Source organism: Pseudomonas mendocina (assembly GCF_003008615.1).
GTDB lineage: Bacteria > Pseudomonadota > Gammaproteobacteria > Pseudomonadales > Pseudomonadaceae > Aquipseudomonas > Aquipseudomonas mendocina_C.
Map to the genome: position 1 here is coordinate 3,922,418 of NZ_CP027657.1, position 26,897 is coordinate 3,949,314.

The following is a 26,897-nucleotide window of genomic DNA, read 5'->3' on the forward strand; positions in this document are numbered from 1 at the left end:
CTTCAGGAGCGCACCGATGACTCAGTTACTCCCCGACGCGGCCACCCTGGCTGGGCATGCCCAGCGCTATCCCGACTTCGCGCGCTGGCGCAAAGGGCATGGGCCTATTCAGCATAGCCCGCAGACCTGTGCGGCGGTCTTTCGACTCGCTCATCAACTGGTGCAGAGCGGCGCACAGCCTGACCTGTCCAGTGTCTATCGACGCATGCTGGCGCTGGATGCGTTGACCGCGGCTGGAATGTGGCTGGTGGTACACATGACCTATGCCCGGCGCGTTCGGCTCGACGGCCAGCCGCTGCAGGTCGATGACTTCAAGGCTGTGCCGGAGGGGCATACGGGCGGTGCTCTGAACATGGTGCCGGCCTACGCCGGCTACCTGGCCCTCAACGCGCTGACCGGCGAAACTCGCGGCTGGCTGATGGGGCAGGGGCATTGCGTGGCGGCGATCGAGGCACTGAACCTGCTGACCGCTAATCAACATCCGGAGCAGGCCGCTCGTTATGGCTGCGATGAAGCCGGTATGAGCCGCCTGGTCGCCGACTTCTACAGCTATGCCCAGGCTTCGGACGGCAGCGCTGGCGTACCGCTGGGTAGCCACGTCAACCCACACACCGCTGGCGGCATCGCCGAGGGCGGATACCTGGGGTTCGCCGAATTGCAGTACGCACACCTGCCACTGCCTGGCGAGAAGCTGGTAGCGTTTCTCTCCGATGGGGCGGCAGAGGAGCAGCGCGGCAGTGACTGGATGCCACGCTGGTGGCGGGCCGAGGACTGCGGTGTGGCGTTGCCGGTGATGATCGCCAACGGCCGGCGTATCGAGCAGCGTACCGAACTGGGCACGCTGGAAGGGTTGGACGGCTTTCGTCGGCATCTGCGTGGCTGCGGTTTCGATCCCTTGAGCTTCGATGGCCGCGATCCGGCTGCTTTCGTCTGCGCACTATGGGAGATGGAGCAGCGTCTGGAGCACCGCGTGAGTGAACTGAACAACGAGTTGATCGGTTACCCCCTGCCGATGCCTTATGGCATCGCTGAAACCACCAAGGGCTACGGCTTCTTTGGCGCCGGTAGCAACGCTGCGCACAACCTGCCTTTGCCGGCCAGTCCGGCACAGGATGAACATGCGCGCGAGTTGTTCAACAAGCATGCTGCGGCGTTGTGGGTGGAGCCGCAGGCGTTGTCCGAGGCCTGCAGTCTGTTCGTATCGCGGGAGGGGCGCGTGCTGGAACGGGACAACCCGCTGGCCCAGCGTCATCCAGCGCTGCCCGTGCAGCCGGCGTTGCACTTCCATGACCAGGCCTGCTCGCCAATGAGCGCACTGGATCGTTATTTCGTCGATCTGGTGCGTCTCAATCCGCAGTTGCGACCGCGCGTAGGCAATCCGGACGAGTTGGCCAGCAACCGTCTGGGAGGTGTATTGGCGGCGTTAAAGCATCGCGTCAGCCAGCCGGAGAGCGATCTGGAGGCGATCGACGGCGCCGTGATCACCGCACTCAACGAAGAGGCCGTGGTGTCGGCCTGCCTGGCCAACCAGGGCGGTCTGAATCTGGTGGCCAGTTACGAAGCCTTCTGCGTGAAGATGCTCGGTGCCGTGCGTCAGAGCCTGATCTTCGCCCGTCAGCAGAAGGAAGCGGGACGTCCGGCAGGCTGGCTGGGCTGGCCTTTGGTGGCCACTTCGCACTCCTGGGAGAACGGCAAGAACCAGCAGTCGCATCAGGACACTACCTTCTGTGAGGCACTGCTGGGCGAGATGCACGATGTCATGCGCGTGCTGTTACCGGCAGATCACAATTCGTTGCTGGCGCTGCTGCCAGAGATCTATCAGGCACGTGGCAGGCTGGCTTGTCTGGTAGTCGCCAAGCGTGAACAACCTTGCACCTTCACGGTCGAACAGGCTGAACAGCTGGCGCGTGATGGTGCGCTGCTGGTCGATGCCGAAGGTGAGGGCGAGCCGGTGCTGCTGATTGCCAGTGGCAGTTATCAGCTGAACGAGATGCGTCGCGCTGCCGTTCGTCTGAGCGAGCAGGCTGTGGCCTGGCGTCTGATTTACTTGCAGGAACCGGGGCGGTTTCGTACGCCGCGGGATACCTGGGAGGCGCCGAGCCTGGCTAGCGCTGCATCGCGTGAGGCACTGTTCCCCTTGGCCTGTCGACGGCGCGTGTTACTCAGCCACATGCGCCCGGAAGTGGCTTTGGGGCATCTGTCGACGGTATTGGGCGATGCCGCTTCGTGTCGTGCGTTGGGTTATCGCAATCGTGGCGGCACTTTTGACGAAGCCGGAATGCTGTTTGCCAATGGCTGCAGTTGGGCGCACGTGCTGCAAAGCGTTGCCGAGGTGCTCGGCGCATCGATCGACGCCTGGCTGACGGCTGAGGAACGGGCAGCTCTGGCAGGGAGGGGGGATCCTCGCTCTCTGCGTTGAGCCTGCTGTATGGGTCAATGGGAAGGGAGAGGCAGGTATGCCCAAGCTGATGCTTGAGATCGATACGGATCTCTATCGCATGCTGCAAGAAGCAGCGCGAATCAACCAATTGAGTTTGCAGGATGAGTGCACACGCCGCCTGGAGGGCGGCGTGCGCCGTTCACGCTATATGGAAGCGCTGCTCGCCGAACTGCGCGCCGATGATGCGCAGCGACGAGCGGAAAGGAACTGAGTGGGGGCGTTACTTCAAATACCGCAGTCACTCTTGTCGAAGACTTCGACGGTAACCGGGCGGTTGCTGCGGTACTCGCTGAACTGGTAGCGCAGTTGTGCGCCTTTGGCCAGCAGGTTGCGATAACCCGGATTGCGGCAGACGCTGGCTGCCAGTTGCGCACGCACGATGTCGGGGTTACCGCGCATCTTTGCAGCATGGGCCTCACGCACGCTGAGGTGGTTGATCAGGGTGTGGCCTTCCACGGAATAGCCCTGATCGAGAATGTCCTCGTTGATTGCTCGCGGCGTGCCTTCGCTGCTCTGACGAGCGACTTGCTCCAGGGTGCGAGTCAGTTCCATCTCCTTCAGCGAAGCCGCCTGGGCATTGGGAAGCATCAGGCTGAACGCGAGAGCGGGGAGGATGTAACGCAGCATGTAATGTGACTCCTGAAAGCGTGGACGAGGGTTGGACAGGGCTTCGGGGCGAATGTTCGCGCTAATGGCCAGTTGCCTGCCTGAAACAACGTGTTACCGATGGGGACATGCTGGCCTCTGGCCGCCGTCCGTCACCACGACCAAAGGCCGGGGATCATCGGCCAAACCTGCACGTCACAAGACTGAGCCGCCGTTGCAGTCGGACGTTGCCTACGCAGACCTGCCTGAAGTCTGTCGCGGGTGATCGCTGCGCTGCGCGGTGTTGAAGTAGCGTGCAGGAGAATAACAATGACAATGCTCTTTCGGCGCTGGCCATCGCGTGTGGTGGTCGGCAGTTTACTGGTTTTGCCCGTCGCACAGGTGCAGGCATCCGGTTATCACTTTGGTTCGCAATCGGTGGCGGCGCAGGGTTCGGCGCACGCCAACGGTGCCGAGGCAGCCGACCCCTCGACCATTTTCTACAACCCGGCCGGCCTGGCCAGACTCAAGGGCACTCAGGTGACCTCCGGTTTGAGCATTCTGCTGCCGGATGGCAAGTATGAGGACAAGGGTAGCACCGACGTGTTCGGCAATCCGGTGTCGGGGGATGCCGGCAAGTTCCTGCCCGATGCCGCCGCAGCGCCCAATTTCTATTTCTCCCATGAGATCAACGATCAGGTAACGGTGGGCCTCGGCATCTTCACCCCGTTCGGTGCCAAGCTCGATTACAAGGAGGACTGGGCCGGGCGTTATGGCATCCAGTCGGCCAGCCTGGAGACCGTGACCTTCAACCCGAGCATTTCCTTCCGTTTCAATGAACATCACAGCATCGGCTTCGGGGTGTCGGCGCAGTACATCAAGTCGATCCAGCGCGGAGCGGCGGATGTCAAAGGCGCATCGCGGCAGTTGGCCGGGCAGTTCGTCGATGCCAACTATGAAAGTACCCGTAACGCGGCGGATCCCATTCTCGGGCCGATCGTCGGAATCATTGCCGGAGTTCCTGTGCCGGATGAAATCACCTCCTGCGGTGGTGTGGCGGATCGAGACGGCTTTGTCGATTGTGTGGCGGGCAACTTCGCCGACAACGTGCAGGGCGATGGCTATTTCCGGGTCAAGGGTGACGATTGGGGCTTTGGCTGGAACATCGGCTATTTGTGGGAGCCGACCGAGTCGACGCGTTTTGGCGTGTCCTATCGCTCCAATATTCGCCACACCCTGGAAGGTGAGACCAAGTGGAGCTTCGCTGGGGTACAGGGGGGCGTCCCGTCCCCGGATACGTCGCTCGAGGGTGGCTTCACTATCCCTGTGCTCGACATCTACGTTCCCCCGACCGACGCGTTGCAAGAGTTGTTCGACGAAGGCAACTGGGTCAACCCGGGGGAGTTCGCTGCGACTCGTCTGCATCCCAACTCAAAGGCCAAGACCGCCATCGATACGCCGGAGATGCTCTCCTTCAACGCCTTCCACCAGTTGAACGACAAGGTGGCGCTGATGGCGGATCTGACCTTTACCCGGCATTCGCGACTCGACGAAGTGCGCATCGGTATCGATCAGGTGGCGGGCTATCCCTACTTCAACGGCGTGACCGAGGGCGACCTGAGCGTCAAGCAGGACTGGAAGGACAGCTACAAGATCTCCCTGGGCATGAACTACCAGTACAGCGATGACCTGCTGCTGCGCACCGGCGTGGCCTATGACCGCTCACCGGTCAATTCGCCACAGTTGCGTCATCCGGCCTTTCCCGATGCGGATCGCTACTGGCTGTCGCTTGGCGCCAACTACAAGGTAACGCCTGACACATCGCTGGATTTCGCCTACAGCTACGTGCAGTTCTCCAGCGGCAAGATGGATTACCAGGATGGCTGTTCGCCGGCCGGCTGGGTGCCGGGCTCCGGTGGCCTGTATCAGGACAGTGGCGTGCGCTGCACCGGCAACGGTGGCAACTTCAAGGGCGAGTACGAGACCCGTATCCATTTCATCGGCCTGGCGTTGAACCATTCGTTCTGATCCGCCTGAGCGGCGAGCGGGGGTGCTAGAATCGGGCCCCCGTTCGCTGTCGCCCCTCCCATGACTCAACCAGCCCCACATGCCGTCGCCCGTTTGCGTGCCGAACGCTTGGCGCGCAGCCTGAAACCCTTCGTTGCCCGCGGCTCACGCGCCGAGCGCTGCCCGAATTGCCGGGTGCAGCCAACCCACTGCCTGTGCGCCTGGCGTCCGCAGGTACAGGCCAATGCCGGGATGTGCCTGGTGATGCACGACATCGAGGCGCTCAAGCCGAGCAACACCGGCTGGTTGATCGCCGATGTGGTACCCGAGACTCATGCGTTCGGTTGGGCGCGCACGGCCGTGGAGCCGGGGCTGCTGGCGTTGCTGGCCGATCCGCAGTGGCAGCCGTTTCTGGTCTTCCCGGGGGAGTATGTCGCGCCGCAGCGAGTCGTCGAAGAGGTGAATCTGGCACCCGGCAAACGCCCCTTGTTCGTGCTGCTCGATGCCACCTGGACCGAGGCGCGCAAGATGTTTCGCAAGAGCCCGTATCTGGATGCACTACCGGTGCTCAGCCTGACGCCAGCACAGTTATCGCGCTATCGCCTGCGGCGCTCCACCCGTGGCGAGCACCTGTGCACTGCCGAAGTGGCAGCCATGTGCCTGGAGCTGGCCGGCGACCTGCGCGCCGGCGAGGCGCTGGATGATTACCTGGATGCCTTCAGCCAGCATTATCTGGCGGCCAAACGACGTCTGCCGCTGGATCTCAACGATCCTTTGCATCAGCGTTTGCAGGCGTACCGCTGAGCTCGATTGGCAGTGGTTTCGGCCACAATTGGGCCAAGAGCATGCCGGCGAACATCAGCGCGCAGCCCAGATAGCCGCGTAGTTCCAGCATTTCACCGAGCAGCAGGGCGCCGGCGATAGCGGCGAATACGGCCTCCAGCGAGAAGATGATCGCTGCGTGCGAGGCGATGGCGTGCTGCTGGGCGATGACCTGCAGGGTGAAGCCGATCGCCACCCCGAAAATGCCGCCATAGAGGATGGCCGGGCCGGCTTTGAGGATGCCCTCCAGCGTTGCCGTCTCGAACACCAGGGCCAGTGCCAGGCTGATCACCGCGCAGGTGGCGAACTGGATCAGTGCCAAGCGCAGCGGGTCATGGCGGCTGGCGAAGAAACCCACCAACAGCACATGGATGCCCCAGACGAAGGCGCCAGCCAGCTGCAGCCAGTCGCCGGATGCCACGGTGAACCCTTCGCCGACGCTGAGCAGGAACATGCCGACTACAGCCAGGCTGGCGCCCAGCCAGATGCCGAGGCTGCTTTTCTGGCCGATGAAGAGACCGAGCAGCGGTACCACGATCACATACAGACCGGTGATGAAGCCGGAGTTGGTCACGGTGGTGAACATCAGACCAACTTGCTGCAGGTTGATACCGATCGCCAGCGCCAGCCCCATGATGACGCCGCCCAGCAGCAGACCTCGGCTAGGGGCCGGACTCGGCTGCCGGCTGCGCCGTTGTATAAGGAGGATCACCGGGATCAGCACCAGGCTGGCGAGGACGAAGCGCAGACCGGAATAAAGGAAGGGGCCGATATTTTCCATGCCCAGTTGCTGGGCGACGAACACGCTTCCCCAGATCATCGCGGTAATCAGCATCAACAGGTCGGCGCGCAGGGCTTGGCTTCGCATCTGGTAGTCTCGGCGGACAAAGCAGCGCATCCTGCCGTAAAGCATTGCGCTTGACCACCCCGTCATCGCTCGGCATGCTGGGCGCCGCCGTCGATCCGTGTGGGGAGCCTGCTGCGTTGAAATTCGCAGGCTTGAGCGGATAGCAGGTAAATAAAGCACTGCCATACTCACCTCAGTGCCACTCATAACAAGAACAGGATCCGTCAATGGCCGCCTACGAAATCCTGATTGCCGATGATCACCCGCTGTTTCGCAGCGCGTTGCAGCAAGCCTTGACGCTGGGCCTGGGCCCTCAGGTTCGGCTGGTGGAGGCTGCCAGCATCGCCGAGCTCGAAGCCTGCCTGGCCGAGAAGAACGACTGGGATCTGGTGTTGTTGGATCTGAACATGCCGGGTGCCTACGGCTTTTCCGGCCTGGTCTTGCTGAGAGGACAATACCCGCAGATTCCTGTGGTGATGATCTCCGCGCAGGAAGAGGCTTCGGTGGTCAATCGCTCCCGCGAGTTCGGTGCCAGTGGCTTCATCCCCAAGTCCAGTTCGCTGGAAATCATCCAGCAGGCTGTACGCCAGGTGCTCGACGGGGATACCTGGTGGCCGCAACTGGCGGAAGAGGCCGCGCCAGTCTCGGCTGAGGCCAAGGCTGCCAGCGCCGGTCTGGCCAGTCTCACGCCACAGCAGTTCCGAGTGTTGACCATGGTCTGCGAAGGCCTGCTGAACAAGCAGATCGCCTACGAATTGAGCGTGTCCGAGGCGACCGTCAAGGCTCACGTTACCGCCATTTTCCGTAAGCTGGGCGTGCGAACCCGTACCCAGGCGGCCTTGCTGTTGCAGCAGATGGAATCGATTCCAGGGCAATAAGGCGACGAATACAGTAAGCTTCGCGCCTTTCCACCGTGGGGCAGGGCGCAGCATGTCGCCATTCAAGGGTCAGACCGGCCTGAAACGTATCCTCAACGCTGCCAGTTATTCGCTCGACGGTTTGCGCGCTGCCTTTCTCGGTGAAGCGGCCTTTCGTCAACTGGTGCTGCTCAACTGCGTACTCATCCCCTCGGCATTTCTGCTCGACGTCAGTCGCGCAGAGCGGGCATTGATGGTGGCGGTCTGCCTGCTGGCGCTGATCGTCGAGTTGCTCAACTCGGCCATCGAAGCGGCCATCGACCGTATTTCCCTTGAGCGTCACCCGCTTTCCAAGAATGCCAAGGACATGGGCAGCGCTGCGCAGTTCGTCGCGCTTGGCATGATCGCAGCGGTCTGGGCGGTCATCCTGCTGGGCTGAGCTCAGACGATGGGCGGCAGTACGATCTCGTCGCTACGCGTCACCCCGGCGGTGAGCGTCTGGCATTGTTCGAGAAACTCGCGCATCGCCGATGTCTGGTATTTCTGCTTGTGCCAGATGAAGTAGAACTGCCGGCGCAGATCCAGCTCGGGTGTGTCCACGGCCACCAGGCTGCCGCGGCGGAACGCATCGCGCAGGGCCAGGCGCGAGATGCAGCCGATACCCAGGCCTGACTCCACGGCGCGTTTGATTGCCTCGGTGTGCTCCAGCTCCAGGCGCACGTTCAGGCTGTGCGGGTGGTGGCGCATGGCTTGATCGAAGGTCAGTCGGGTGCCTGAACCCTGCTCGCGAAGAATCCAGGCTTCCTGAGTCAGCTGCTCCAGCGTGGCGCTGCCACGTTTCGCCAGCGGGTGCGGGGGCGCGCAGAAGACCGTCAGTTCATCTTCCACCCAGGGCTGAACCTCGATGTCCGGGTGCTGGCAATCGCCTTCGATTAGACCCAGATCAAGTTCGTAGTGGGCGATCTGTTGGACGATATGCGCTGTATTGCGTACATGCAGGCTGACTCGGCATTCGGGGTGGCTCTGCATGAAGTTGCCGATCAGCAGCGTGGCCAGGTAGTTGCCCACGGTCAGGGTGGCGCCCAGGTTCAGCGAGCCGAAACTGCTCTTGCCACTGAGCAGGCGCTCGATTTCCTTGGCCTGGTCGAGCAATGCCACCGCCTGCGGCAGGAGCTGATGGCCCAGGGCATTGAGGCTCAGACGTTTGCCAACGCGATCGAACAACTGGCAATCGGATTGCCGTTCCAGTTCGGTCAGCGAGGTACTGGTGGCCGACTGCGACAGAGCAAGGGATTCGGCGGCGCGCGAGACGCTTTCGTGCTGCGCGACGGAAACGAAAACCTGGAGTTGCCTGAGAGTAAATCGCATATCGATATAACCAATAACCTATATCGTAATAACCCACTTAACAGATATTCTCGGCGCAATTAGAATGCCGCGCAATCGCGCCGTCCTGGTGCCCGAGCTTTTCCGAGGAAATCATCATGAGCAACATGAACGTCGAGCGCGTGCTCAGCGTCCACCACTGGAACGATACCCTTTTCAGCTTCAAGTGCACCCGCGATCCGGGTCTGCGCTTCGAGAATGGCCAGTTCGTGATGATCGGTCTGCAACAGCCCAACGGCCGCCCGCTGATGCGCGCCTACTCCATCGCCAGCCCGAACTGGGAAGAGCATCTGGAGTTCTTCAGCATCAAGGTGCCGGACGGCCCGTTGACCTCGCAGCTGCAGCACCTCAAGGAAGGCGACGAGATCATCATCAGCAAGAAGCCTACCGGTACTCTGGTGCTCGATGACCTCAACCCTGGCAAGCACCTGTACCTGCTCAGCACCGGTACCGGTCTGGCGCCGTTCATGAGCGTGATCCAGGATCCGGAAACCTACGAGCGTTTCGAGAAGGTCATTCTGGTGCACGGTGTGCGTTACGTGAACGAAGTTGCCTACCGCGAGTTCATCACTGAGCATCTGCCGCAGAACGAATTCTTTGGCGATGCGCTGAAGAGCAAGCTGATCTACTACCCGACCGTAACCCGCGAGCCGTTCGAGAATCAGGGGCGTCTGACCGACCTGATGCGCAGCGGCAAGCTGTTCGCCGACATTGGCCTGCCACCGATCAACCCGCAGGACGACCGCGCCATGATCTGCGGCAGCCCGAGCATGCTCGACGAGACCAGTGAAGTGCTCGACAGCTTCGGTCTGAAGATTTCCCCGCGTATGCGTGAGCCGGGTGACTACCTGATCGAGCGCGCCTTCGTCGAGAAGTAAGCCGTCGATCTGCTGCGCGTCGGCCCTGCTGCGTTAAAAACAGGCTCGAAATGCTCATGTGCTACAGCACACTCCGCTTTCTCGCCTGTTTTTGTGGGGCCGCCATCGGTATTGCATGGCTCTAGCTCGCAAGATCGAATAAGAAAGCCGCCCGATGGGCGGCTTTGTCTTTTGTGTGGTGTCTACAGACGTTTGGCTTCGATGATCAGCACTGGCTCACGCGGTACGTTCTGGTGCATGCCGCGGTTGCCGGTCGGTACCTGGGCGATCTTGTCGACCACGTCCATGCCACGGGTGACCTTGCCGAATACGGCGTAGCCGAAGTCGCGCGAGCCGTGATCGAGGAAGGCGTTGTCCTTGTGGTTGATGAAGAACTGGCTGGTGGCCGAGTCACGAGCCTGGGTGCGGGCCATGGCCAGGGTGCCGCGAACATTGTGCAGGCCATTGTCGGCCTCATTCTTGATCGGTGCGTCGGTGTCCTTCTGGCGCATGTCGGCATCGAAGCCGCCGCCCTGAACCATGAAGCCCGGGATTACCCGGTGGAACTGGGTGCCGGCATAGAAGCCGCTGTCGACGTACTTGAGGAAGTTCTGCGTGCTGATCGGCGCCTTGTCGGCAGCCAGTTCGATTTCCACTTCGCCGAGGCTGGTGGTCAGCAGCACCTTGGGGTTTTCCGCGGCCAGCAGACTGGTCGACAGCAGCAGGGCGCCAGTGGCAAGAACGAGTTGCTTGAGCATGATGGTCAGTTTTCCTTGTTGGCAGTCTCACCGAGGAAGGCGAGTAGGGCGTTATTAAAGCGTTCCGGTTGATCCAGTGGTGTGGCGTGGCGCGAATTTTCGATCACCAGCAGGCGCGCGTTGGACATTTCTGCCACGTATTCACGCTTGCGTTCGACCGGGGTGTAGTCGCGATCGGCGGTGATCACCAGCGTAGGACAGGTGATGCGATTGAGGCGTTCCCGCACGCCCCAGCCGATGATGGCGTCGAGGCTGGCGAGGTAGGCGCGCTTGTCATTCTGCGGCCAGCGTTCCTCGACCTTGCGCCTCAGTTCGGCCTGCTCCGGTTTGGGGAACAGCAGCTTGGCCAGCGCCTTGGCAATGGTCTCCAGGCTGAGCAGGCGCGATAGCGTCCAGCGTTTGCCGATCTCCAGCCAGTCCCGTGCGCTCTTGGCCTTCACTTCGGGGCCGCTGTTGACGATGGTCAGGCTGCGCAGCAGTTCGGGGCGGTCGACGCCGAGCTGAAAGCCGATCATGCCGCCCATGGAGATGCCCACCAGATGCACGGGCGGCAGCTGCAGGTACTCGATCAGTGCGGCCACATCACTGGCAAAATCGGCAATGCGGTAAGCCTCGCGGGGTTTGTCCGAGCGGCCATGGCCGCGCACGTCGAGCGCAATTACCCGGTAGTGCTGGCTGAGCAACGGAATCTGGTACTCCCAGTCGCGAGTGCTCGAGCCCAGACCATGCACCAGCAGCAGCGGCGTGCCATGGCCATAGTCTTCGTAATGCAGTTGGCAGCCATCGTTGTCGAAGTAGGGCATGGGCAGTCCTCAGTTGGGCGACTGCGGCGCGGCGAAGGCGGCGTCCAGCGGTGCTGCATCGAAGTTCTTGATCAGTTCGATGAGGATCTGTGTCGCCGGGCCTAGCACGCGATCCTTGTTGCTGTAGAGGAAGAAGCGGGGCTTGCGCACGCCGCCCTGGGTCAGCGGAAGAAGCTTGAGCTGACCTTCCTGCAGTTCGCGGGTGATCAGGTGACGGGGTAGCCAGGCGAAGCCCAGGCCGCTGCTGACGAAGGTGCGCGCGGTCGGCAGGCTGCCCACCGTCCAGCGTTGTTCCGCGCCCAGCCAGCCGGCATCGCGCGGCTGCAGGCGGCCACTGTCGCGCGTTACCACCTGCATCTGGCCTTCCAGATCTTGGAAGCTCAGCTCGCGTTGCAGGCGATGCAGCGGGTGTTCCGGGTTGGCGACGGCGACGAACTCCACTTCATTGAGCTCGATACCGAGGTGCCCGGTGATGTTCAGTGCGCTGATAGCCAGGTCGGCGGTACCTTCGAGCAGCACCTCCTCGACGCCGGACAGCACCTCTTCACGCAGACGTACACGACAGCCGCGGCTTTGCGGCATGAAGGCGGTCAGCGCGCGGACGATATTGGCAGTGGGGTAGGCCGCGTCCACCACCAGGCGCACCTCGGCTTCCCAACCCTGTTCCATATGGTGGGCCAGGTCTTCCAGCTGGCTGGCCTGCTTGACCAGTTGTCGCGAGCGTCGCAGCAGCACGTCGCCTGCTTCGGTCAGCACGGCCTTGCGCCCATCGATGCGCAGCAGTGGTACGCCGAGCTGTTCCTGCATGCGCGCCACGGTATAGCTGACCGAGGACTGCGAGCGGTGCAGCACTTCGGCTGCCTGGGCGAAGCCGCCCTGATCCACCACGGCTTGCAGCGTGCGCCATTGATCCAGGGTTACGCGGGGGGCTTTCATCACATCATCCTGCCTGTATCGACCTGTTATCGCCGACGATCTCGACTTACACTGGCGATCCCATGTTGGAGAGCACCTATGAAAAAAATAATCTGCCTGCTGTTCACTTGCCTGCCGTTGGGGGCCTACGCCTATCCCATCGAGGTGGAGAAGCAGTTCAACGGCGCCGAGGTCTCTGCTACCACTCAAGAGATCGACCACAACATGGCGGCGTTGATGCTCTACAACTACGGTCAGAGCGAAGCCGAATGCAGAGCGGTATTCCGCAATGGCCCCGAGGCGCCGCGCACGCGGCGCACCGTCCTGGCTCCTGGCGCCAGCAACAACATGACCGTCAAGTTCACGCGTAGCGTGATCCGCCTGCGAATCAGCCTGACCTGCGGGCTCAAGTAGGCAAAGCCTAGCCACGGGGCCTCCATAAATCAACTTTGTCGATATATGTAAGCGGATATTTGCGCTTTTTAATCGATCGTTGCGAATCTAGTCTGTGCTCCATCGACCTTCACCCACTTCGATGGAGTCTCAAACATGTCCCGTGTCCTGGTTATCGAAAGCAGCGCCCGCCAACAAGGTTCGGTTTCCCGTGACCTGACCCAGCAATTCATCGCCACCTGGCAAGCGGCCCATCCGGCAGACCAGGTTCAGGTTCGCGACCTCGCCGTCGATCCGGTACCACACCTGGACGCCACCCTGCTGGGCGGTTGGATGACGCCGAGCGAGCAGCAGAGCGAGGCCGAGAAAGCCGCGCTGGCGCGTTCCAACCAACTGACCGACGAGTTGCTGGCCGCCGATGTACTGGTACTGGCTGCGCCGATGTACAACTTCGCGATTCCCAGCACCCTGAAGGCCTGGCTGGATCACGTGCTGCGCGCTGGCGTCACTTTCAAGTACACCGATACCGGCCCACAGGGTCTGTTGACTGGCAAGCGTGCCTTCGTGCTCACCGCCCGTGGTGGCATCTATGCCGGCAGCGGCCTGGATCATCAGGAACCCTACCTGCGTCAGGCACTGGCGTTTATCGGCATCCACGACGTGCAGTTCATCCATGCCGAGGGCCTGAACATGGGCGCCGAGTTCAGCGAGAAAGGCCTGGCGCAGGCCAGGGCCAAGCTGGCTGAAGTGGCCTGATCCAAACTCTCCTGGCGCCTGGGCTCCTGGGCGCTTCTGCCGGACACTGCGCAAGCAATGTCCGGCTTTTTTACGCGTGCCTAGCGACGCGCTCTTGCCCGGTGGCGACGGCTTTCACGTGAGGCCGGCGGGGTTCGCCTGCTGTCGATTGTACGCCTGCGATGAACGCGCTAAGGTCGCCGCCTGTTCCTGAGGTGACCATGCGCTATCTGTTGATCGTGACCCTGCTGTGGGCTTTTTCCTTCAGTCTGATCGGCGAATATCTGGCCGGTCGGGTCGATAGCTATTTTGCAGTACTGACGCGCATCGTCATCGCCGGGCTGCTGTTTGTCCCTCTGACTCGCTGGCGCGGCCATGCACCGTCTTTCGTACGCGGCATGTTGCTGATCGGTGCGCTGCAGTTTGGCGTCACCTACGTCTGCCTGTACCTGAGCTTCTCGGTACTGACCGTACCGGAGGTGTTGCTGTTCACCATCCTCACACCGCTGCACGTGACGCTGATCGAGGACGCTCTCAATCGGCGTTTCAATCCTTGGGCACTGGTAGCCGCGGTGGTGGCGGTACTGGGCGCGGGCATCATTCGCTATGACGGCATCAGCAGTGGCTTCATGCTGGGTTTCGTACTGCTGCAAATCGCCAACTTCACCTTCGCCGCTGGCCAGGTGCTTTACAAGCACTTGCTGCGCAGCCACCCGTCGACGGAGCCGCAATACAAACGCTTCGGCTTCTTCTATCTTGGGGCGCTGCTGGTGGCGCTGCCGGCCTTCTTGCTGCTCGGCGATGGCGAGCGTTTGCCGGCCACGGCGCTGCAGTGGAGTGTGCTCGGCTGGCTCGGCGTGGTCGCTTCGGGGCTGGGTCTGTACTGGTGGAACAAGGGCGCCAGCCTGGTCGATGGCGGCACTCTGGCGGTGATGAACAATGCCCTGGTACCAGCTGGGTTGCTGGTCAATCTGCTGATCTGGAATCACGACGCGGATCTGTTGCGCCTGGCGCTGGGCGGTGCAGTGATCGTCGCATCACTGCCACTGGTTGGTTTCGGGCGGACGCGGCAAGCGCAAGGGAGAGCAGTCTGATGCAGCTGTCGGGGCGTGGGGTGGCGTTGTCGGTAGGAGCGTCGGTGCTGTTCGCGGTGTTGCCCGGCTACGTGCAGTGGTTGGCGCCGCTGGATGGCGTGCAGATTTTCGCCCAGCGTGTGCTCTGGTCGATTCCGCTGGTCTTGCTGCTGGTGGTGTTGGCTCGGCAGACCGGGTTGCTGCGCGAGAGCTTCATGCGCCTGCGCCGCGAGCCGCTTCTTTTGGCGGCCTGTCCTTTGGCAGCAGCGCTGATCGGCGTGCAGTGGGGGATTTTTCTCTGGGCACCGTTGGCTGGACACATGCTGGAAGTGTCCATGGGTTACTTCCTTCTGCCATTGGCGATGGTGCTGACTGGGCGGTTGTTCTATGGCGAGCGTCTGCGTCCCTTGCAGCGATTGGCAGTGGCTTGCGCCATGCTTGGTGTATTGCACGAGCTATGGCGTACCCAGGCGTTTTCCTGGCTGACGTTGATCACGGCATTGGGCTATCCGCCTTATTTCATGCTGCGCCGCTGGATGCGCCTGGATGCGTTGTCCGGGTTCGTACTGGAGATGCTGATGCTGGCGCCATTGGCGATCTGGCTGATCGTCGTCTACGGGCCGGTTGGCGCGTTCGATGGACGTCCTGCGCTCTGGCTACTGGTACCGGGCATGGCGCTGATCGGTACGCTGGCGTTTGCTGCATACATGGCCTCCAGCCGGCTGCTGCCGCTGGGGCTATTCGGCATTCTCAGCTATGTCGAGCCCGTGTTGCTATTCGCCGTGGCCTTGCTGGTGCTGGGGGAGAGTTTCGATGCTGGGCAATGGCTGACCTACCTGCCTATCTGGCTGGCGGTACTGCTAGTGGGTTGGGACAGCGCCCGGCTGTTGCGCAAGCAACAGCTCGAGCGTTGATCAGGCCGCATTGATGCGCGGAGAAGGAATCTGCGTGGGCTGGCTGGCCTGTTTCTGTACCTGATAGTGCAACTGCAGCGTACCGCTGTTGAAGCGGCGCTGGTCGCTCAGTGTCAGGCTACGCTCCATTCCCGTGGCCAGCATCGGGACGCCGGCACCGAGCAGATGCGGGGCCAGATTGACGATCACTTCATCGATCAGGCCGGCGGTGTAGCAGTTACCTGCGAGCAAACTACCGCCTACTAGCCAGATGCGATGAAAACCTGCCTCCTCCAGTGCAGCCACGGCTTGGGCCGGCGTGCAGTGAGTGAGTTGAATCTCATCGGAGGCGCGTGACAGCGCGAGGCGGGTAAGCACCACGCAAGGCTTGCCGGGATAAGGCCAGGGGCCGCCACGTGCCAGCAGTGCTTCGTAGGTGCCACGGCCCATCAGCAGGGCGTCGATACCCGAGTAGAAATACTGGAAGCTGTATTCCTCGTCCGTCTGGCGGTGTGAATCGAACCAGTCGAGGCGGCCGTCGGGGCGAGCGATATACCCATCCAGGCTTGAAGTGACGTGGTAGATCAACGAGGAGTTCATGGTGCCTCCACAAGCAAGTTATCTGACAGATAGATCGATTGCCGCGCGACAAGTTCGCCAGACGTCGTACCACTCGTCGGCGCTTGAATCTTATTTGAATGCAAAGAAACTCGGCCCCGACGCCGGAAACCGTTAGGCTATGCACCGTTTTGTCGATTTTTCGAGGTAGTGCTCCCGTGTTTGCCCAATTCGCCCTGCATGACCGCCTGCTGAAAGCCGTGGCCGAGCTTAATTTCGTCGAGCCGACTCCGGTGCAGACGGCAGCGATTCCGCCCGCATTGGAGGGCAAGGATCTGCGGGTGATCGCCCAGACCGGCAGCGGCAAGACCGCCGCTTTCGTCCTGCCGCTGCTCAATCGGTTGCTCGGCGACGGCAACGCCAAGCAGCGCCTGAGCATTCGCGCGCTGATTCTGCTGCCGACCCGTGAGCTGGCGCAGCAGACGCTCAAGGAAGTCGAGCGTTTTGCCCAGTTCACCTTCCTCAAGGCCGGCCTGGTGACGGGGGGCGAGGACTTCAAGGTGCAGGCCGCGATGATGCGCAAGATCGATATCCTGATCGGCACGCCAGGCCGGCTGATTGAGCATGCCAACGCCGGTAACCTGCCGCTGGATGAGGTCGAGGTGCTGGTGTTCGACGAAGCCGACCGTATGCTCGACATGGGCTTTGCCGAGGACGCCCAGCGCCTGGCCGAGGCTTGTGGCCCGCACCAGACACTGCTGTTCTCCGCCACCACTGGCGGCAATGGCCTGCGCGAGATGGTCGCCAAGGTGCTGAAGGAACCGCAGCACCTGATGCTCAACAGCGTCAGCCAGCTCAACGAGGGCACTCGCCAGCAGATCATCACGGCCGACCACAACTACCACAAGGAACAGCTTGTGGATTGGCTGTTGGCCAATGAGACCTACGACAAGGCCATCGTCTTCACCAACACCCGCGTCCAGGCTGATCGTCTCTATGGCAAACTGGTGGCGGCCGGGGTCAAGACGTTCGTCTTGCACGGCGAGAAGGATCAGAAGGATCGCAAGCTGGCCATCGAGCGCCTGCGTCAGGGCGCGGTCAAGGTGCTGGTGGCCACCGATGTGGCGGCGCGCGGCCTGGATGTCGAAGGCCTGGATCTGGTGATCAACTTCGATATGCCGCGTTCCGGCGATGAGTATGTGCACCGCATCGGTCGTACCGGCCGCGCCGGAGGCGAAGGCCTGGCGGTATCGTTGATCTGTCACACCGACTGGAACCTGATGTCGAGCATCGAGCGCTACCTCAAGCAGCGCTTCGAACGTCGCACCATCAAGGAGCTGAAGGGCGTCTACCAGGGGCCGAAGAACCTCAAGGCCTCGGGCAAGGCCGCCGGCAGCAAGAAGAAAAAGACCGACAAGAAAGATCCGAAGAAAGCCGCCGCCCCCAAGCGCAAGACTGGCCCGCGCCCAGCTGGCAAGCCATCATCGCTGGTCAGCGAAGATGGCAGCGCGCCGCTCAAGCGCAGGAAGCCAGCGGCGGAGTGATCTGATACTCCGGGTGTGGGAGGGGCTTCAGCCGCGATGCTTTCGACAGTCGCGTGGTGCACCGTGCTGTGGGAGGCGCTTTAGCGGCGATTCGCGGCTGAAGCCCCTCCCACTGGTTCACTCCACCCCGACGAAACCACCTGTCTGGTGTTGCCACAGGCGCGCATACAAGCCGCCGCGGGCGATCAGTTCAGCGTGGGTGCCGGTTTCGATGAGCTGGCCCTGGTCGATCACCACCAGGCGATCCATCCGCGCGATGGTCGACAGGCGATGGGCGATGGCGATCACCGTCTTGCCCTCCATCAGGCTATCCAGGCTTTCCTGAATCGCCGCTTCGACTTCCGAGTCCAGTGCCGAGGTGGCTTCGTCCAGCACCAGGATCGGTGCGTCCTTGAGCAGGACACGGGCGATCGCGATGCGCTGGCGCTGGCCGCCGGACAGTTTTACCCCACGTTCACCAACCTGAGCATCCAGGCCATGGCCGCCCTGGCTGTCATCGAGGGTGGGGATGAAGGCGTCGGCACGAGCCTTGCGCACCGCTTCCAAAAGTTGTTCGTCGCTGGCGCCGGGGTTGCCGTACCGCAGGTTGTCGCGGATCGAACGGTGCAGCAGCGAGGTGTCCTGGGTCACCACGCCGATATGAGCCCGTAAGCTTTCCTGGGTCACGGTGGCGATGTCCTGGCCGTCGACCAGGATGCGACCGTTCTCCAGGTCGTAGAGACGCAGCAACAGGTTGACCAGGGTCGACTTGCCAGCGCCGGAGGGGCCGACCAGGCCGATCTTCTCGCCTGGACGGATGTCGAGGCTGAAACCTGCAATCACGCCGCCTTTCTTGCCGTAATGGAAGTGGATGTCCTCGAAACGCACGGCGCCCTGCTGTACCTGGATCGGTTTGGCGCCGTCGTGGTCGAGTACCTGGCGCGGCTGGACGATGGTCTGCATGCCATCCTGCACGGTGCCGACGTTCTCGAAGATGCCGTTGACCACCCACATGATCCACTCGGCCATGTTGTTGATGCGGATCACCAGGCCTAGGGCCAGGGCGATGGCGCCGGTGGTGATCAGTGCCTGGCTCCATAGCCACAGCGCCAGGGCGCCGGTGCCGACGATCAGTACGCCGTTCAGGCAGGTGATCAGAAAGTCCAGCGCGGTGATGGTGCGCGACTGCAGGCGGAACTTGTCGAGCAGATCCTGCATTGCTTCGCGGGCGTAGCTTTCCTCCTCCTGCGAGTGAGCGAACAGCTTGAGCGTGGCGATGTTGCTGTAGCCGTCGACCACCCGGCCCATGACTTTCGAGCGTGCGGAGGATGCCGCAGCGGAGCGTGCCTTGATGCGCGGCACGAAGTACCACAACGCGGCGCTGTAGCCGACTATCCACAGGGCCAGCGGCACGACGAGGCGCAGGTCGGCGGCGGCGAACAGATACAAGGCGCTGCCGGCATAGACCACCACGTGCCAGAGCGCATCTATCACCTGCATGGCCGAGTCGCGCAGCGAAGGGCCGGTCTGCATCACGCGTTGGGCGATGCGGCCGGCGAAGTCGTTCTGGAAGAAACTCAGGCTCTGCTTGAGCACGTAGCGGTGGTTCTGCCAGCGGATCAGGTTGGTCAGGCCCGGGTTGACTGCCTGATGCGTGAGCAGGTTGTGCAGGCCGAACACGATCGGGCGGATGATCAGTGCCACCAGCAGCATCCACAGCAGTGCGTTCTGATGCTCGGTAAAGAAACTGCTGGCATCCGTACTGGCCTGAGCCATGTCGATCAACTGGCCGAGGAAGCTGAACAGCGCCACCTCGATCACGGCGGCGAAAAAGCCGATGACCAGCACCGCGATCATCAGTGGCCATACCTGTTTCAGGTAGTGACCATAAAAGCGCAGCATGCCGGCTGGCGGGGCGACGTCCGGGCTGGGCTTGAAGACGTCGATCAGGGATTCGAAGCGGCGAAACAACATTGCAGGCGTCCTGCCTCGTGGGAAGGGACGCCGATAGTAACCTCCCTAGTGCGAGCGGGTCTCAGTTAAAAGCGGTTTCTGCAGTTCGCCAGCCCAGGCCAGCAGAGGGATTTGCAGCTCCGGCCGCCAGATGCGCTTGAGGAGCAGGGCCAGGTGCTCGACTTCGCCACGCTCGAAGGGCAGGCGATCGATGTATTCATGCACCTGCCATTGACCATCCTGCAGATGAGCGAAGTCGAAGCGGAAGGGATGGAAACCGGTCATGCCCAGGCGTAAATCCGTGACGATCAGGTGCTCGCCAACCTGGTCGTAGCGCAGCACGCCGCCGGTGAACCAGTCCAACCGTTGATGCATGGGGGAGTCAGTCAGCTGTTTGCGCAGTTCGGTGCCGCGTGGCAGGCGCTGCAGTTGTGGTGGTGCCGTGTCGAACCAGCCGACCAGGGCCTCGTGGTAGTCCTCGCCGTCGAGCACGATCACGCGCCACAGCAGGGTGTTGAATGGTGTGGGAGTGGTGAACAGCTGTTCGGCCTGGATGCCCTGGCGCGCCAGTTCGCGCTCTACGCGCTGCTCGGCCATGAACTTGCCGGCCAGGCTGAAACCGATATACAGCGTCGACAGCGCCAGGGCTGCAGCGGGCACTCGCCAGGTCTGTTCGCGCAGGCCGGTGAAGAGACTGACCACTACGGCGACTATCAACGGCACGGTGTACAGCGGATCGATGATGAACAGGCTCGACCAGGCCGTGGGTGTTGGCATCAGTGGCCAGAACAGTTGGGTGCCGTAGCTGGTGAAGGCGTCCAGCAGTGGGTGGGTGATCAGCACCAGCCAGAGCGTGAGCAGCAAGCGATTGGCCGAATAGCCTGGATGTGGACGAAAGCGCCTGGCCAGCCAGGTCAGCAGCAGGGCAAAGCCGCTTAGCACGAACAGCGAATGGCTGAAACCGCGGTGATAGGTCATGTTGGCGACGGCGTCGCCGTATTCGATGACCACGTCCAGATCGGGAACGGTGGCGAGCATGGCACCGTAGAGCAGCGCCTTGCGCCCTTGCCAGCGGCCGAGCAGCGCGCCCTGGATGCTGGCGCCGAGTACCGCCTGGGTTATGGAGTCCATCGAATGCTTCCGAAAAAATACAGGCCGCTACGTTAGCCGAGGCGCTGGGCGAATACCGTGGGGAAATTTCAAGCAAAGATTACAGCTTCGGCGGGTATCCTGATGGTCATGACCCCTACGAAACCATGCCCATGCTAATCGTCTCCAACAGCGTCCACTTGCCGGATGATGAAATCGAGCTGACTGCCATACGCGCCCAGGGCGCCGGTGGGCAGAACGTCAACAAGGTATCCAGTGCGGTGCACCTGCGTTTCGACAGTCAGGCCTCGTCTCTGCCGCCGTTCTACAAGGAGCGTCTGCTGGCGCTTTCCGACAGTCGCATCACCAGCGGCGGTGTGGTGATCATCAAGGCGCAGCAGTATCGCACTCAGGAGCAGAATCGCGCCGACGCCCTGGAGCGACTGGCTGAGCTGATTCGCAGTGCGGGCAAGGTGGAGAAGAAGCGCCGCCCGACCAAGCCGACCCTGGGCTCGAAAACGCGTCGTCTCGATGGCAAGAGCAAACGTGGGGCGATCAAGGCGGGAAGGGGCAAGGTGGACTTCTAGTGGCGTTTCAGCAGTCAATCGCCGGCGGCTGCAGGGTGCGTCGTGCGCACCTAGGGGATCGATGCCATTCTATGGTGCGCGCGGCCTAGGCGGCCCCGCGACACCCTGCCCGCGTCCGGCCAGGTAGGCCTGATAGTCGGTGATACGGTACTCGCGCGGCTGCTCCAGCAGCGCCTTGATGTCCGGGCCATGCGGCTGCGACTCATCGAGCCTCCTCATTCAGGCCATGCGCGCCAGGATCAGGCAGTTGTCCAGCATACGGTTGGAAAAGCCCCACTCGTTGTCGTACCAGGCCATGACCTTGAGCAGCTTGCCGCTGGCCTTGGTGTGGTTGGCGTCGAAGATCGACGACAGCGGGTTGTGGTTGAAATCGCAGGACACCAGCGGCAGGGCGTTGTAACCCAGCACCGGTGACTGCTCGCTGGCAGCCTTGAACAGGGCGTTGACCTCTGCTGCATCGGTCTCGCGCTGGAGTTGCAGTGTCAGGTCGACCAATGACACGTTGATCACCGGTACCCGTACCGCCATGCCCGTGAGTTTTCCGGCCAGTTCCGGCAGCACCAGACCGACGGCCTCAGCGGCGCCGGTTTTGGTCGGGATCATCGATTGGGTGGCCGAGCGCGCGCGGTACGGGTCGCTGTGATAGACGTCGGAGAGATTCTGGTCGTTGGTATAGGCGTGGATGGTGGTCATCAGCCCCTGCTCGATGCCCAGCTCGCGATGCAGAACCTGAGCGACTGGAGCCAGGCAGTTGGTCGTGCAGGAGGCGTTGGAGAGGATCTGCATGTCCGGCGTCAGCACTTGCTCGTTGACGCCGAATACCAGTGTGGCATCGGCGCCTTTGGCGGGGGCCGAGATCAGTACCTTGCGGGCGCCTGCCGTGAGATGGGCGGCCGCCTTTTCGCGTTCGGTGAACAGCCCGGTGCATTCCAGCACCACGTCGACCTGATGGGTTTTCCACGGCAGTTCGGCTGGGTTGCGAATGGCGCTGACGGCGATTTTATCGTCCCTGACCCATAGGCTTTCGCCATCGACCTTGACCGTTTCGGCAAAGTGGCCGTGCACGCTGTCATATTGCAGAAGGTGGGCATTGATCGCGCTATCGCCCAGATCGTTGATCGCCACGACCTGCAGATGTTGGCGATAATTCTGGGTATAGAGTGCGCGTAGCACGTTGCGGCCGATACGGCCAAAGCCATTGATGGCGATTCGTAGTGTCATGGTGAGGTTCCTGTGATTTTGTTGTTTTAATTACAAGATTATGCCGATTAATCTAGAAATCAAGTTCAGCGAGTGGCAGTATTTTGTTGTAAAAACAAATAAATGTTAGTCGCAAGCCTGGAGAAGCCCATGCATCCCCGCGTCGTAGAAGTCACTGACCGTCTGATCGAGCGCAGTCGTGCCACGCGCCAGCGCTACCTGGCGATGATTCGTGCGGCCGCCAGCGAAGGGCCGCAACGTGGCAAGTTGCAGTGCGCCAACTTCGCTCACGGCGTGGCCGGTTGCAGCGGTGACGACAAGCAGACCCTGCGTCTGATGGAGGCGGCCAACGTGGCCATCGTGTCTGCCTACAACGACATGTTGTCGGCCCATCAGCCCTACGAAACCTTTCCCGAGCAGATCAAGCAGGCGCTGCGTGAGCTGGGTTCGGTGGGCCAGTTCGCCGGTGGCGTACCGGCCATGTGCGATGGCGTCACGCAGGGCGAGCCGGGCATGGAGATTGGCATCGCCAGTCGCGAGGTGATCGCCATGTCCACCGCCGTGGCGCTGTCGCACAACATGTTCGACGCCGCGTTGTATCTGGGCGTGTGCGACAAGATCGTGCCGGGCCTGGTGATGGGGGCGCTGCGTTTCGGTCATCTGCCGTCGATATTCGTGCCGGCCGGGCCGATGACCTCGGGCCTGTCCAACAAGGAAAAGGCCGATGTGCGCCAGCGCTACGCGGAAGGCAAGGCCTCGCGCGAAGAGTTGCTGGCTGCCGAAATGGCTGCCTATCACGGCCCTGGCACCTGCACGTTCTATGGCACCGCCAATACCAACCAGCTGTTGATGGAAGTGATGGGGCTGCACCTGCCGGGTGCCTCGTTCATCAACCCGGGGACGCCGCTGCGCGATGCATTGACCCGTGAAGCCGCGCAGCAGGTCACCCGCCTGACCAAGCAGAGCGGCCAGTTCATGCCCATTGGCGAGATCGTCGACGAGCGTTGCCTGGTCAATTCCATCGTCGCCCTGCATGCCACGGGTGGTTCGACCAATCACACTCTGCACATGCCGGCCATCGCCCGTGCGGCCGGTATTCTGCTGACCTGGCAAGACATGGCCGATCTGTCCGAGGTGGTGCCGACCCTGGCCCACGTCTATCCCAACGGTAAGGCCGATATCAATCACTTCCAGGCTGCTGGCGGTATGGCGCTGCTGATTCGCGAGCTGCTCGAAGCAGGTCTGCTGCACGAAGATGTCAACACCGTGGCGGGACATGGTCTGTCGCGCTATACCCGTGAACCCTTCCTTGACGGCGGCAAGCTGGTGTGGCGCGACGGCCCGCGCGAAAGCCTGGAGGAAAGCGTACTGCGCCCCGTTGCCCGGCCATTCTCGGCGGAGGGTGGCCTGCGTTTGATGCAAGGCAATCTCGGGCGCGGAGTGATGAAGGTCTCAGCCGTGGCGGCGGAGCATCAGGTGGTGGAGGCGCCTGCGCTGGTTTTCGAAGATCAGCTGGAACTGGTCGAGGCGTTCAAGGCTGGCAAGCTGGAGCGCGATTTCGTTGCCGTGGTGCGTTTTCAGGGGCCGCGCAGCAATGGTATGCCCGAGCTGCACAAGATGACGCCTTATCTCGGGGTGCTGCAGGATCGTGGCTTCAAGGTGGCGCTGGTGACTGACGGGCGTATGTCCGGTGCTTCCGGCAAGATTCCGGCTGCCATCCATGTCTGCCCCGAGGCTTTCGATGGTGGGCCGTTGGCACGGGTGCGCGACGGCGATCTGCTGCGCGTGGACGGCCAGAGCGGGGAACTGCTGCTGAGGGTTGACGAGAACGAGTTGGCGTCACGCGAGCTGGCCGAGGCGCCAGCCCCGGCCATGGGCTGTGGGCGCGAGTTGTTCGCCTTCATGCGTCACAACTTCAGCACGGCGGAGCGGGGCGCCAGTGCCTTTACCGCCAGCCTGGAGTCACTGACCTGAGGTGAGTGCACCATAGAAGCCCCGGCGGCGCGCTGTGCTACGGGGTTTGCTGGCGCGGGTTACTCGCGAAGCAGTACACCACTGAAGTTAGGCTTGGCGGACTGTTCGCGGGCGCTACTAGCGGCCGGCGTTCCGGTTCGCCCTACCTGGCTGAAGCCCGGCATAGCCCGAAGGCATCCGGGCTACCGGCTCGGCGCAGCTCGGTTGGGCCTGTAGGGCGGGTGCAACCCGCCAAGCCCTCTGGCGAGTTGCGCCCGTCCTGCGCTCAGATTCCCTGCGGAATCTCTTCGCCGCCCAGAGCGGTGAACAACTCCGGCAGGAACTCCACCAGGGTCATCATCATCAGGATGAAGCTGGCATCCTGCTGGGCCAGCGCATCGTCGCCACCGTCCTGTTCGGCTTGCTCTTGCAGAACGTCCTCGAAGCGCAGGCGTTTGATGGTCAGCTTGTCGTCGAGCACGAAAGACAATTTGTCCTGCCAGGCCAGCGACAGCTGGGTGACCTGCTTGCCGGTGGACAGGTGCAACTGGATTTCCTCACTGGTCAAATCCTGGCGCTTGCAGCGCACCACGCCACCATCTTCGTGAGTGTCGCGCAGCTCGCATTCGTCCAGAACGAAGAAACCTTCCGCTGCTTTCTGGGTTTTCAGCCAGTCGGTCAGCGTGGCAGTCGGCGCGATCTTCACCGACAGCGGGCGCACCGGTAGCGAACCCATGGCTTCGCGCAGGGTGGAGAGCAGGTCTTCGGCTTTCTTGGCGCTGGCACTGTCCACCAGAATCAGGCCCTGCTTCGGCGCGATGGCGGCGAAGGTGCCGGATTTGCGAATGAAGGCGCGCGGCAGGAACGCCTGCACGATCTCGTCTTTGATCTGGTCGCGCTCTTTCTTGTACACCTTGCGCATCTGGGTGTTCTCGATCTCGTCGACCTTCTCCTTCAGCGCGTCGCGCACCACCGAGCCCGGCAGGATGCGCTCTTCCTTGCGCGTGCCAATCAGCAGGAAATCGCCGCTGACGTGTACCAGAGGTGCGTCGGCGCCTTTGCCAAAGGGGGCGGTGAAACCATAGGTGGTCAGCTCTTGGGTAGCGCAGGGGCGGGCCGGCTTGCTGGCCAGTGCGGTCTCCAGTGCTTCGGCGTCGAAGGGAATGTCCTGAGTGAGGCGGTAGACCAGCAGGTTACGGAACCACATGAGCGGGTGACTCTCCATTGGTATTGAGGTCGCAGGCAGCGTCTTCCTGGGCTTTCTCGCTTGGAAAGGGCGGGGCTGCGACGGATGTAAGGGTGTGGACAGTTTGCGTGATCGCGATTCGTCCATCGGCACAGAGCGCGCATTATTCTCCGCTGGCGAGCTCAGGCCAACCCTGACCACGGGCCTGTGAGAAAATTCGCCGGTATCGCCTAAGTTCTTGCTGGGCCGATGAATTTTTTTGCATGAGGGGCTTGCCAAGGCCCGGATCGCTCTCTAGAATGCGCCCCACTTCGAGAGTGAAGGGTGATTAGCTCAGCCGGGAGAGCATCTGCCTTACAAGCAGAGGGTCGGCGGTTCGATCCCGTCATCACCCACCAATCTCGCAGTTACGCGCAGCGGTAGTTCAGTCGGTTAGAATACCGGCCTGTCACGCCGGGGGTCGCGGGTTCGAGTCCCGTCCGCTGCGCCATTTCTATCCTCGCTTCATCCCCTCCTGTGACAATCATTCGGCACTCGCCGAAAACTTCAGAAAATTCCTTTGTTTGCTTGAACTTATGCGCACTGCTCGGCTCCTATGCCGTAGCCAGTTATCGTGGCGGACTGCTAAGCTCGCGCTTTCACACGACGGCCTTCGGGCGCATCTACAAGGAACAAGCATGAAACAGCATCGTTTGGCGGCGGCAGTTGCCCTGGTGGGCCTGGTGCTAGCCGGTTGCGATTCGCAAACCAGCGAAGTCGAACTCAAGAGCCCGGCGCAGAAAGCCTCCTATGGCATTGGCCTGAACATGGGCCGCAGCCTGTCCGAAGAAGGCATGGACGATCTGGATTCCAAGGCCGTCGCCCAGGGTATCGAAGACGCGCTGGCGAAGAAGGAGCCACGCATCAAGGACGAAGACATGATCGAGGCCTTCTCCTTCCTGCAGACACGTGCCGAAGAGCGCATGGTTGCACTGAACAAGGAAGCGGCCGAAGCCGGCAAGAAATTCCTCGAAGAGAACGGCAAGCGTGACGGCGTCGTGACCACCGAGTCCGGCCTGCAGTATGAAGTGGTGAAGAAAGCTGACGGCGCACAGCCGAAAGAAAGCGACGTGGTGACCGTTCACTACGAAGGCAAACTGACCGACGGCACCGTATTCGACAGCTCCGTCGCTCGTGGCAGCCCCATCGATCTGCCGGTTGGCGGTGTGATTCCGGGCTGGGTCGAAGGTCTGCAACTGATGCACGTTGGCGAGAAATACAAGCTGTATATCCCCAGCGAGCTGGCTTACGGCGAGCAGAGCCCGTCTCCGGCTATCCCGGCCAACTCGGTCTTGGTGTTCGATCTGGAGCTGATCGGCATCAAGGATCAGAAGGCCGCCGAGCCGGCTGCCGAGTAACACTTTCGTGTGTCAGCACAACGCCCTGTCTTGACGGGGCGTTGTCGTTTCTGGAGGGTATCGGGTATCGCGCTGGTGCT

At 62.0% G+C, this 26,897-nt stretch carries 27 protein-coding genes and 2 tRNA genes; 17 read left to right on the plus strand and 12 right to left on the minus strand.

The window, feature by feature from the left end; translation table 11 throughout:
• Positions 1-16: 16 nt before the first annotated feature.
• Together C7A17_RS18240 and C7A17_RS18245 are read left to right on the plus strand one after the other, a co-directional pair.
• Positions 17-2,419, plus strand: a complete 2,403-nt coding sequence (locus C7A17_RS18240; RefSeq protein ID WP_106739345.1) for a phosphoketolase family protein — start codon at positions 17-19, stop codon at positions 2,417-2,419.
• A gap of 37 nt (positions 2,420-2,456) precedes the next feature.
• Positions 2,457-2,651 carry a hypothetical protein gene (locus C7A17_RS18245; protein WP_106739346.1) on the plus strand — a complete coding sequence of 65 codons (195 nt, stop codon included), beginning with the start codon at positions 2,457-2,459 and terminating at the stop codon, positions 2,649-2,651.
• Positions 2,652-2,665: 14 nt separating this feature from the next.
• Here C7A17_RS18245 and C7A17_RS18250 read toward each other — a convergent pair whose 3' ends face one another.
• Positions 2,666-3,067 carry a quorum-sensing-regulated virulence factor family protein gene (locus C7A17_RS18250; protein ID WP_106739347.1) on the minus strand — a complete coding sequence of 134 codons (402 nt, stop codon included), beginning with the start codon at positions 3,065-3,067 and terminating at the stop codon, positions 2,666-2,668.
• A 288-nt stretch (positions 3,068-3,355) separates the two neighbouring features.
• On the opposite strand from C7A17_RS18250, the gene C7A17_RS18255 reads away from it, so the two are divergent.
• Positions 3,356-5,053: an OmpP1/FadL family transporter gene (locus tag C7A17_RS18255; protein ID WP_106739348.1), complete on the plus strand. Its 1,698-nt coding sequence runs from the start codon at positions 3,356-3,358 to the stop codon at positions 5,051-5,053.
• A 60-nt stretch (positions 5,054-5,113) separates the two neighbouring features.
• Positions 5,114-5,836, plus strand: coding sequence for a tRNA-uridine aminocarboxypropyltransferase (locus tag C7A17_RS18260; protein ID WP_106739349.1), 723 nt, complete (start codon positions 5,114-5,116; stop codon positions 5,834-5,836).
• Here the strand turns inward: C7A17_RS18260 and C7A17_RS18265 are convergent.
• Positions 5,796-6,722 (minus strand): DMT family transporter, encoded by a 927-nt coding sequence (locus C7A17_RS18265; protein ID WP_106739350.1) that lies wholly within the window; start codon positions 6,720-6,722, stop codon positions 5,796-5,798. The genes C7A17_RS18260 and C7A17_RS18265 overlap by 41 nt on opposite strands.
• 206 nt (positions 6,723-6,928) lie before the next feature.
• Between C7A17_RS18265 and erdR the strand changes: the two genes are divergently transcribed.
• Positions 6,929-7,579 (plus strand): response regulator transcription factor ErdR, encoded by a 651-nt coding sequence (erdR, locus tag C7A17_RS18270; RefSeq protein WP_106739351.1) that lies wholly within the window; start codon positions 6,929-6,931, stop codon positions 7,577-7,579.
• A 52-nt stretch (positions 7,580-7,631) separates the two neighbouring features.
• Complete coding sequence (locus tag C7A17_RS18275; RefSeq protein ID WP_106739352.1) at positions 7,632-7,997, plus strand: diacylglycerol kinase; 366 nt, start codon at positions 7,632-7,634, stop codon at positions 7,995-7,997.
• A 2-nt stretch (positions 7,998-7,999) separates the two neighbouring features.
• Here the strand turns inward: C7A17_RS18275 and C7A17_RS18280 are convergent, their stop codons facing one another.
• Positions 8,000-8,926, minus strand: a complete 927-nt coding sequence (locus C7A17_RS18280; protein ID WP_106739353.1) for a LysR family transcriptional regulator — start codon at positions 8,924-8,926, stop codon at positions 8,000-8,002.
• A gap of 116 nt (positions 8,927-9,042) precedes the next feature.
• On the opposite strand from C7A17_RS18280, the gene fpr reads away from it, so the two are divergent.
• Positions 9,043-9,822, plus strand: coding sequence for a ferredoxin-NADP reductase (fpr, locus tag C7A17_RS18285; protein WP_106739354.1), 780 nt, complete (start codon positions 9,043-9,045; stop codon positions 9,820-9,822).
• A 182-nt stretch (positions 9,823-10,004) separates the two neighbouring features.
• Here fpr and C7A17_RS18290 read toward each other — a convergent pair whose 3' ends face one another.
• The 3 genes from C7A17_RS18290 to C7A17_RS18300 are packed head-to-tail and all read right to left on the minus strand — an operon-like array spanning position 10,005 to position 12,298.
• Positions 10,005-10,559, minus strand: coding sequence for a peptidylprolyl isomerase (locus C7A17_RS18290; protein ID WP_106739355.1), 555 nt, complete (start codon positions 10,557-10,559; stop codon positions 10,005-10,007).
• A 5-nt stretch (positions 10,560-10,564) separates the two neighbouring features.
• Positions 10,565-11,362: an alpha/beta fold hydrolase gene (locus C7A17_RS18295; RefSeq protein WP_106739356.1), complete on the minus strand. Its 798-nt coding sequence runs from the start codon at positions 11,360-11,362 to the stop codon at positions 10,565-10,567.
• A gap of 9 nt (positions 11,363-11,371) precedes the next feature.
• A complete protein-coding gene (locus C7A17_RS18300) occupies positions 11,372-12,298 on the minus strand; it encodes a LysR family transcriptional regulator (protein ID WP_106739357.1) in 927 nt (308 codons plus the stop codon).
• Positions 12,299-12,376: 78 nt separating this feature from the next.
• Here C7A17_RS18300 and C7A17_RS18305 point away from each other — a divergent pair, with 78 nt between their 5' ends.
• From C7A17_RS18305 to rarD, 4 genes are all read left to right on the plus strand, one after another.
• The gene (locus C7A17_RS18305; RefSeq protein ID WP_106739358.1) at positions 12,377-12,691 is read left to right on the plus strand and encodes a 3-phosphoglycerate kinase; all 315 of its coding nucleotides are present in this window, start codon (positions 12,377-12,379) and stop codon (positions 12,689-12,691) included.
• A gap of 135 nt (positions 12,692-12,826) precedes the next feature.
• Complete coding sequence (locus tag C7A17_RS18310; protein WP_106739359.1) at positions 12,827-13,426, plus strand: FMN-dependent NADH-azoreductase; 600 nt, start codon at positions 12,827-12,829, stop codon at positions 13,424-13,426.
• Between the two features lie 200 nt (positions 13,427-13,626).
• Complete coding sequence (locus C7A17_RS18315) at positions 13,627-14,499, plus strand: carboxylate/amino acid/amine transporter (protein WP_106739360.1); 873 nt, start codon at positions 13,627-13,629, stop codon at positions 14,497-14,499.
• Positions 14,499-15,392, plus strand: a complete 894-nt coding sequence (rarD, locus tag C7A17_RS18320) for an EamA family transporter RarD (RefSeq protein WP_106739361.1) — start codon at positions 14,499-14,501, stop codon at positions 15,390-15,392. Before C7A17_RS18315 ends, rarD begins: the two co-directional genes overlap by 1 nt.
• Here the strand turns inward: rarD and C7A17_RS18325 are convergent, their stop codons facing one another.
• Entirely contained in the window at positions 15,393-15,971 is a 579-nt protein-coding gene (locus C7A17_RS18325; RefSeq protein ID WP_106739362.1) for a dihydrofolate reductase family protein, read from the minus strand.
• Between the two features lie 176 nt (positions 15,972-16,147).
• On the opposite strand from C7A17_RS18325, the gene C7A17_RS18330 reads away from it, so the two are divergent.
• Entirely contained in the window at positions 16,148-17,473 is a 1,326-nt protein-coding gene (locus C7A17_RS18330) for a DEAD/DEAH box helicase (protein ID WP_106739363.1), read from the plus strand.
• A gap of 117 nt (positions 17,474-17,590) precedes the next feature.
• On the opposite strand, the gene C7A17_RS18335 is transcribed toward C7A17_RS18330, so the two are convergent.
• Complete coding sequence (locus C7A17_RS18335) at positions 17,591-19,426, minus strand: ABC transporter ATP-binding protein (protein ID WP_106739364.1); 1,836 nt, start codon at positions 19,424-19,426, stop codon at positions 17,591-17,593.
• A 45-nt stretch (positions 19,427-19,471) separates the two neighbouring features.
• Complete coding sequence (locus tag C7A17_RS18340; protein WP_106739365.1) at positions 19,472-20,536, minus strand: metal-dependent hydrolase; 1,065 nt, start codon at positions 20,534-20,536, stop codon at positions 19,472-19,474.
• A gap of 131 nt (positions 20,537-20,667) precedes the next feature.
• Between C7A17_RS18340 and arfB the strand changes: the two genes are divergently transcribed.
• Positions 20,668-21,081 (plus strand): alternative ribosome rescue aminoacyl-tRNA hydrolase ArfB, encoded by a 414-nt coding sequence (gene arfB, locus C7A17_RS18345; RefSeq protein WP_106739366.1) that lies wholly within the window; start codon positions 20,668-20,670, stop codon positions 21,079-21,081.
• 69 nt (positions 21,082-21,150) lie between these two features.
• Here arfB and C7A17_RS26810 read toward each other — a convergent pair whose 3' ends face one another.
• Positions 21,151-21,300, minus strand: coding sequence for a hypothetical protein (locus C7A17_RS26810; protein ID WP_158704682.1), 150 nt, complete (start codon positions 21,298-21,300; stop codon positions 21,151-21,153).
• Positions 21,301-22,302, minus strand: a complete 1,002-nt coding sequence (gene gap, locus C7A17_RS18350) for a type I glyceraldehyde-3-phosphate dehydrogenase (RefSeq protein WP_106739367.1) — start codon at positions 22,300-22,302, stop codon at positions 21,301-21,303.
• A 129-nt stretch (positions 22,303-22,431) separates the two neighbouring features.
• Here gap and edd point away from each other — a divergent pair, with 129 nt between their 5' ends.
• On the plus strand, positions 22,432-24,255 hold the full coding sequence (gene edd / locus C7A17_RS18355; protein ID WP_106739368.1) for a phosphogluconate dehydratase: 1,824 nt from the start codon (positions 22,432-22,434) through the stop codon (positions 24,253-24,255).
• Between the two features lie 265 nt (positions 24,256-24,520).
• On the opposite strand, the gene rdgC is transcribed toward edd, so the two are convergent.
• A complete protein-coding gene (gene rdgC, locus C7A17_RS18360; protein WP_106739369.1) occupies positions 24,521-25,441 on the minus strand; it encodes a recombination-associated protein RdgC in 921 nt (306 codons plus the stop codon).
• A gap of 301 nt (positions 25,442-25,742) precedes the next feature.
• On the opposite strand from rdgC, the gene C7A17_RS18365 reads away from it, so the two are divergent.
• The 3 genes from C7A17_RS18365 (at position 25,743) to C7A17_RS18375 (ending at position 26,817) form a co-directional block, all read left to right on the plus strand.
• Positions 25,743-25,818: transfer RNA gene (locus C7A17_RS18365), tRNA-Val, on the plus strand.
• A gap of 15 nt (positions 25,819-25,833) precedes the next feature.
• Positions 25,834-25,910: transfer RNA gene (locus C7A17_RS18370), tRNA-Asp, on the plus strand.
• Positions 25,911-26,097: 187 nt separating this feature from the next.
• The gene (locus C7A17_RS18375) at positions 26,098-26,817 is read left to right on the plus strand and encodes an FKBP-type peptidyl-prolyl cis-trans isomerase (protein ID WP_158704683.1); all 720 of its coding nucleotides are present in this window, start codon (positions 26,098-26,100) and stop codon (positions 26,815-26,817) included.
• Positions 26,818-26,897 lie beyond the last annotated feature (80 nt).

Bases quoted from the DNA above. Each gene is read 5' to 3' on its own strand.
- C7A17_RS18240 (WP_106739345.1), top strand. From the start codon at position 17: ATGACTCAGTTACTCCCCGACGCGGCCACCCTGGCTGGGCATGCCCAG.
- C7A17_RS18245 (WP_106739346.1), top strand. From the start codon at position 2,457: ATGCCCAAGCTGATGCTTGAGATCGATACGGATCTCTATCGCATGCTG.
- C7A17_RS18250 (WP_106739347.1), bottom strand. From the start codon at position 3,067: ATGCTGCGTTACATCCTCCCCGCTCTCGCGTTCAGCCTGATGCTTCCC.
- C7A17_RS18255 (WP_106739348.1), top strand. From the start codon at position 3,356: ATGACAATGCTCTTTCGGCGCTGGCCATCGCGTGTGGTGGTCGGCAGT.
- C7A17_RS18260 (WP_106739349.1), top strand. From the start codon at position 5,114: ATGACTCAACCAGCCCCACATGCCGTCGCCCGTTTGCGTGCCGAACGC.
- C7A17_RS18265 (WP_106739350.1), bottom strand. From the start codon at position 6,722: ATGCGAAGCCAAGCCCTGCGCGCCGACCTGTTGATGCTGATTACCGCG.
- erdR (WP_106739351.1), top strand. From the start codon at position 6,929: ATGGCCGCCTACGAAATCCTGATTGCCGATGATCACCCGCTGTTTCGC.
- C7A17_RS18275 (WP_106739352.1), top strand. From the start codon at position 7,632: ATGTCGCCATTCAAGGGTCAGACCGGCCTGAAACGTATCCTCAACGCT.
- C7A17_RS18280 (WP_106739353.1), bottom strand. From the start codon at position 8,926: ATGCGATTTACTCTCAGGCAACTCCAGGTTTTCGTTTCCGTCGCGCAG.
- fpr (WP_106739354.1), top strand. From the start codon at position 9,043: ATGAGCAACATGAACGTCGAGCGCGTGCTCAGCGTCCACCACTGGAAC.
- C7A17_RS18290 (WP_106739355.1), bottom strand. From the start codon at position 10,559: ATGCTCAAGCAACTCGTTCTTGCCACTGGCGCCCTGCTGCTGTCGACC.
- C7A17_RS18295 (WP_106739356.1), bottom strand. From the start codon at position 11,362: ATGCCCTACTTCGACAACGATGGCTGCCAACTGCATTACGAAGACTAT.
- C7A17_RS18300 (WP_106739357.1), bottom strand. From the start codon at position 12,298: ATGAAAGCCCCCCGCGTAACCCTGGATCAATGGCGCACGCTGCAAGCC.
- C7A17_RS18305 (WP_106739358.1), top strand. From the start codon at position 12,377: ATGAAAAAAATAATCTGCCTGCTGTTCACTTGCCTGCCGTTGGGGGCC.
- C7A17_RS18310 (WP_106739359.1), top strand. From the start codon at position 12,827: ATGTCCCGTGTCCTGGTTATCGAAAGCAGCGCCCGCCAACAAGGTTCG.
- C7A17_RS18315 (WP_106739360.1), top strand. From the start codon at position 13,627: ATGCGCTATCTGTTGATCGTGACCCTGCTGTGGGCTTTTTCCTTCAGT.
- rarD (WP_106739361.1), top strand. From the start codon at position 14,499: ATGCAGCTGTCGGGGCGTGGGGTGGCGTTGTCGGTAGGAGCGTCGGTG.
- C7A17_RS18325 (WP_106739362.1), bottom strand. From the start codon at position 15,971: ATGAACTCCTCGTTGATCTACCACGTCACTTCAAGCCTGGATGGGTAT.
- C7A17_RS18335 (WP_106739364.1), bottom strand. From the start codon at position 19,426: ATGTTGTTTCGCCGCTTCGAATCCCTGATCGACGTCTTCAAGCCCAGC.
- C7A17_RS18340 (WP_106739365.1), bottom strand. From the start codon at position 20,536: ATGGACTCCATAACCCAGGCGGTACTCGGCGCCAGCATCCAGGGCGCG.
- arfB (WP_106739366.1), top strand. From the start codon at position 20,668: ATGCTAATCGTCTCCAACAGCGTCCACTTGCCGGATGATGAAATCGAG.
- C7A17_RS26810 (WP_158704682.1), bottom strand. From the start codon at position 21,300: ATGAGGAGGCTCGATGAGTCGCAGCCGCATGGCCCGGACATCAAGGCG.
- gap (WP_106739367.1), bottom strand. From the start codon at position 22,302: ATGACACTACGAATCGCCATCAATGGCTTTGGCCGTATCGGCCGCAAC.
- edd (WP_106739368.1), top strand. From the start codon at position 22,432: ATGCATCCCCGCGTCGTAGAAGTCACTGACCGTCTGATCGAGCGCAGT.
- rdgC (WP_106739369.1), bottom strand. From the start codon at position 25,441: ATGTGGTTCCGTAACCTGCTGGTCTACCGCCTCACTCAGGACATTCCC.
- C7A17_RS18375 (WP_158704683.1), top strand. From the start codon at position 26,098: ATGAAACAGCATCGTTTGGCGGCGGCAGTTGCCCTGGTGGGCCTGGTG.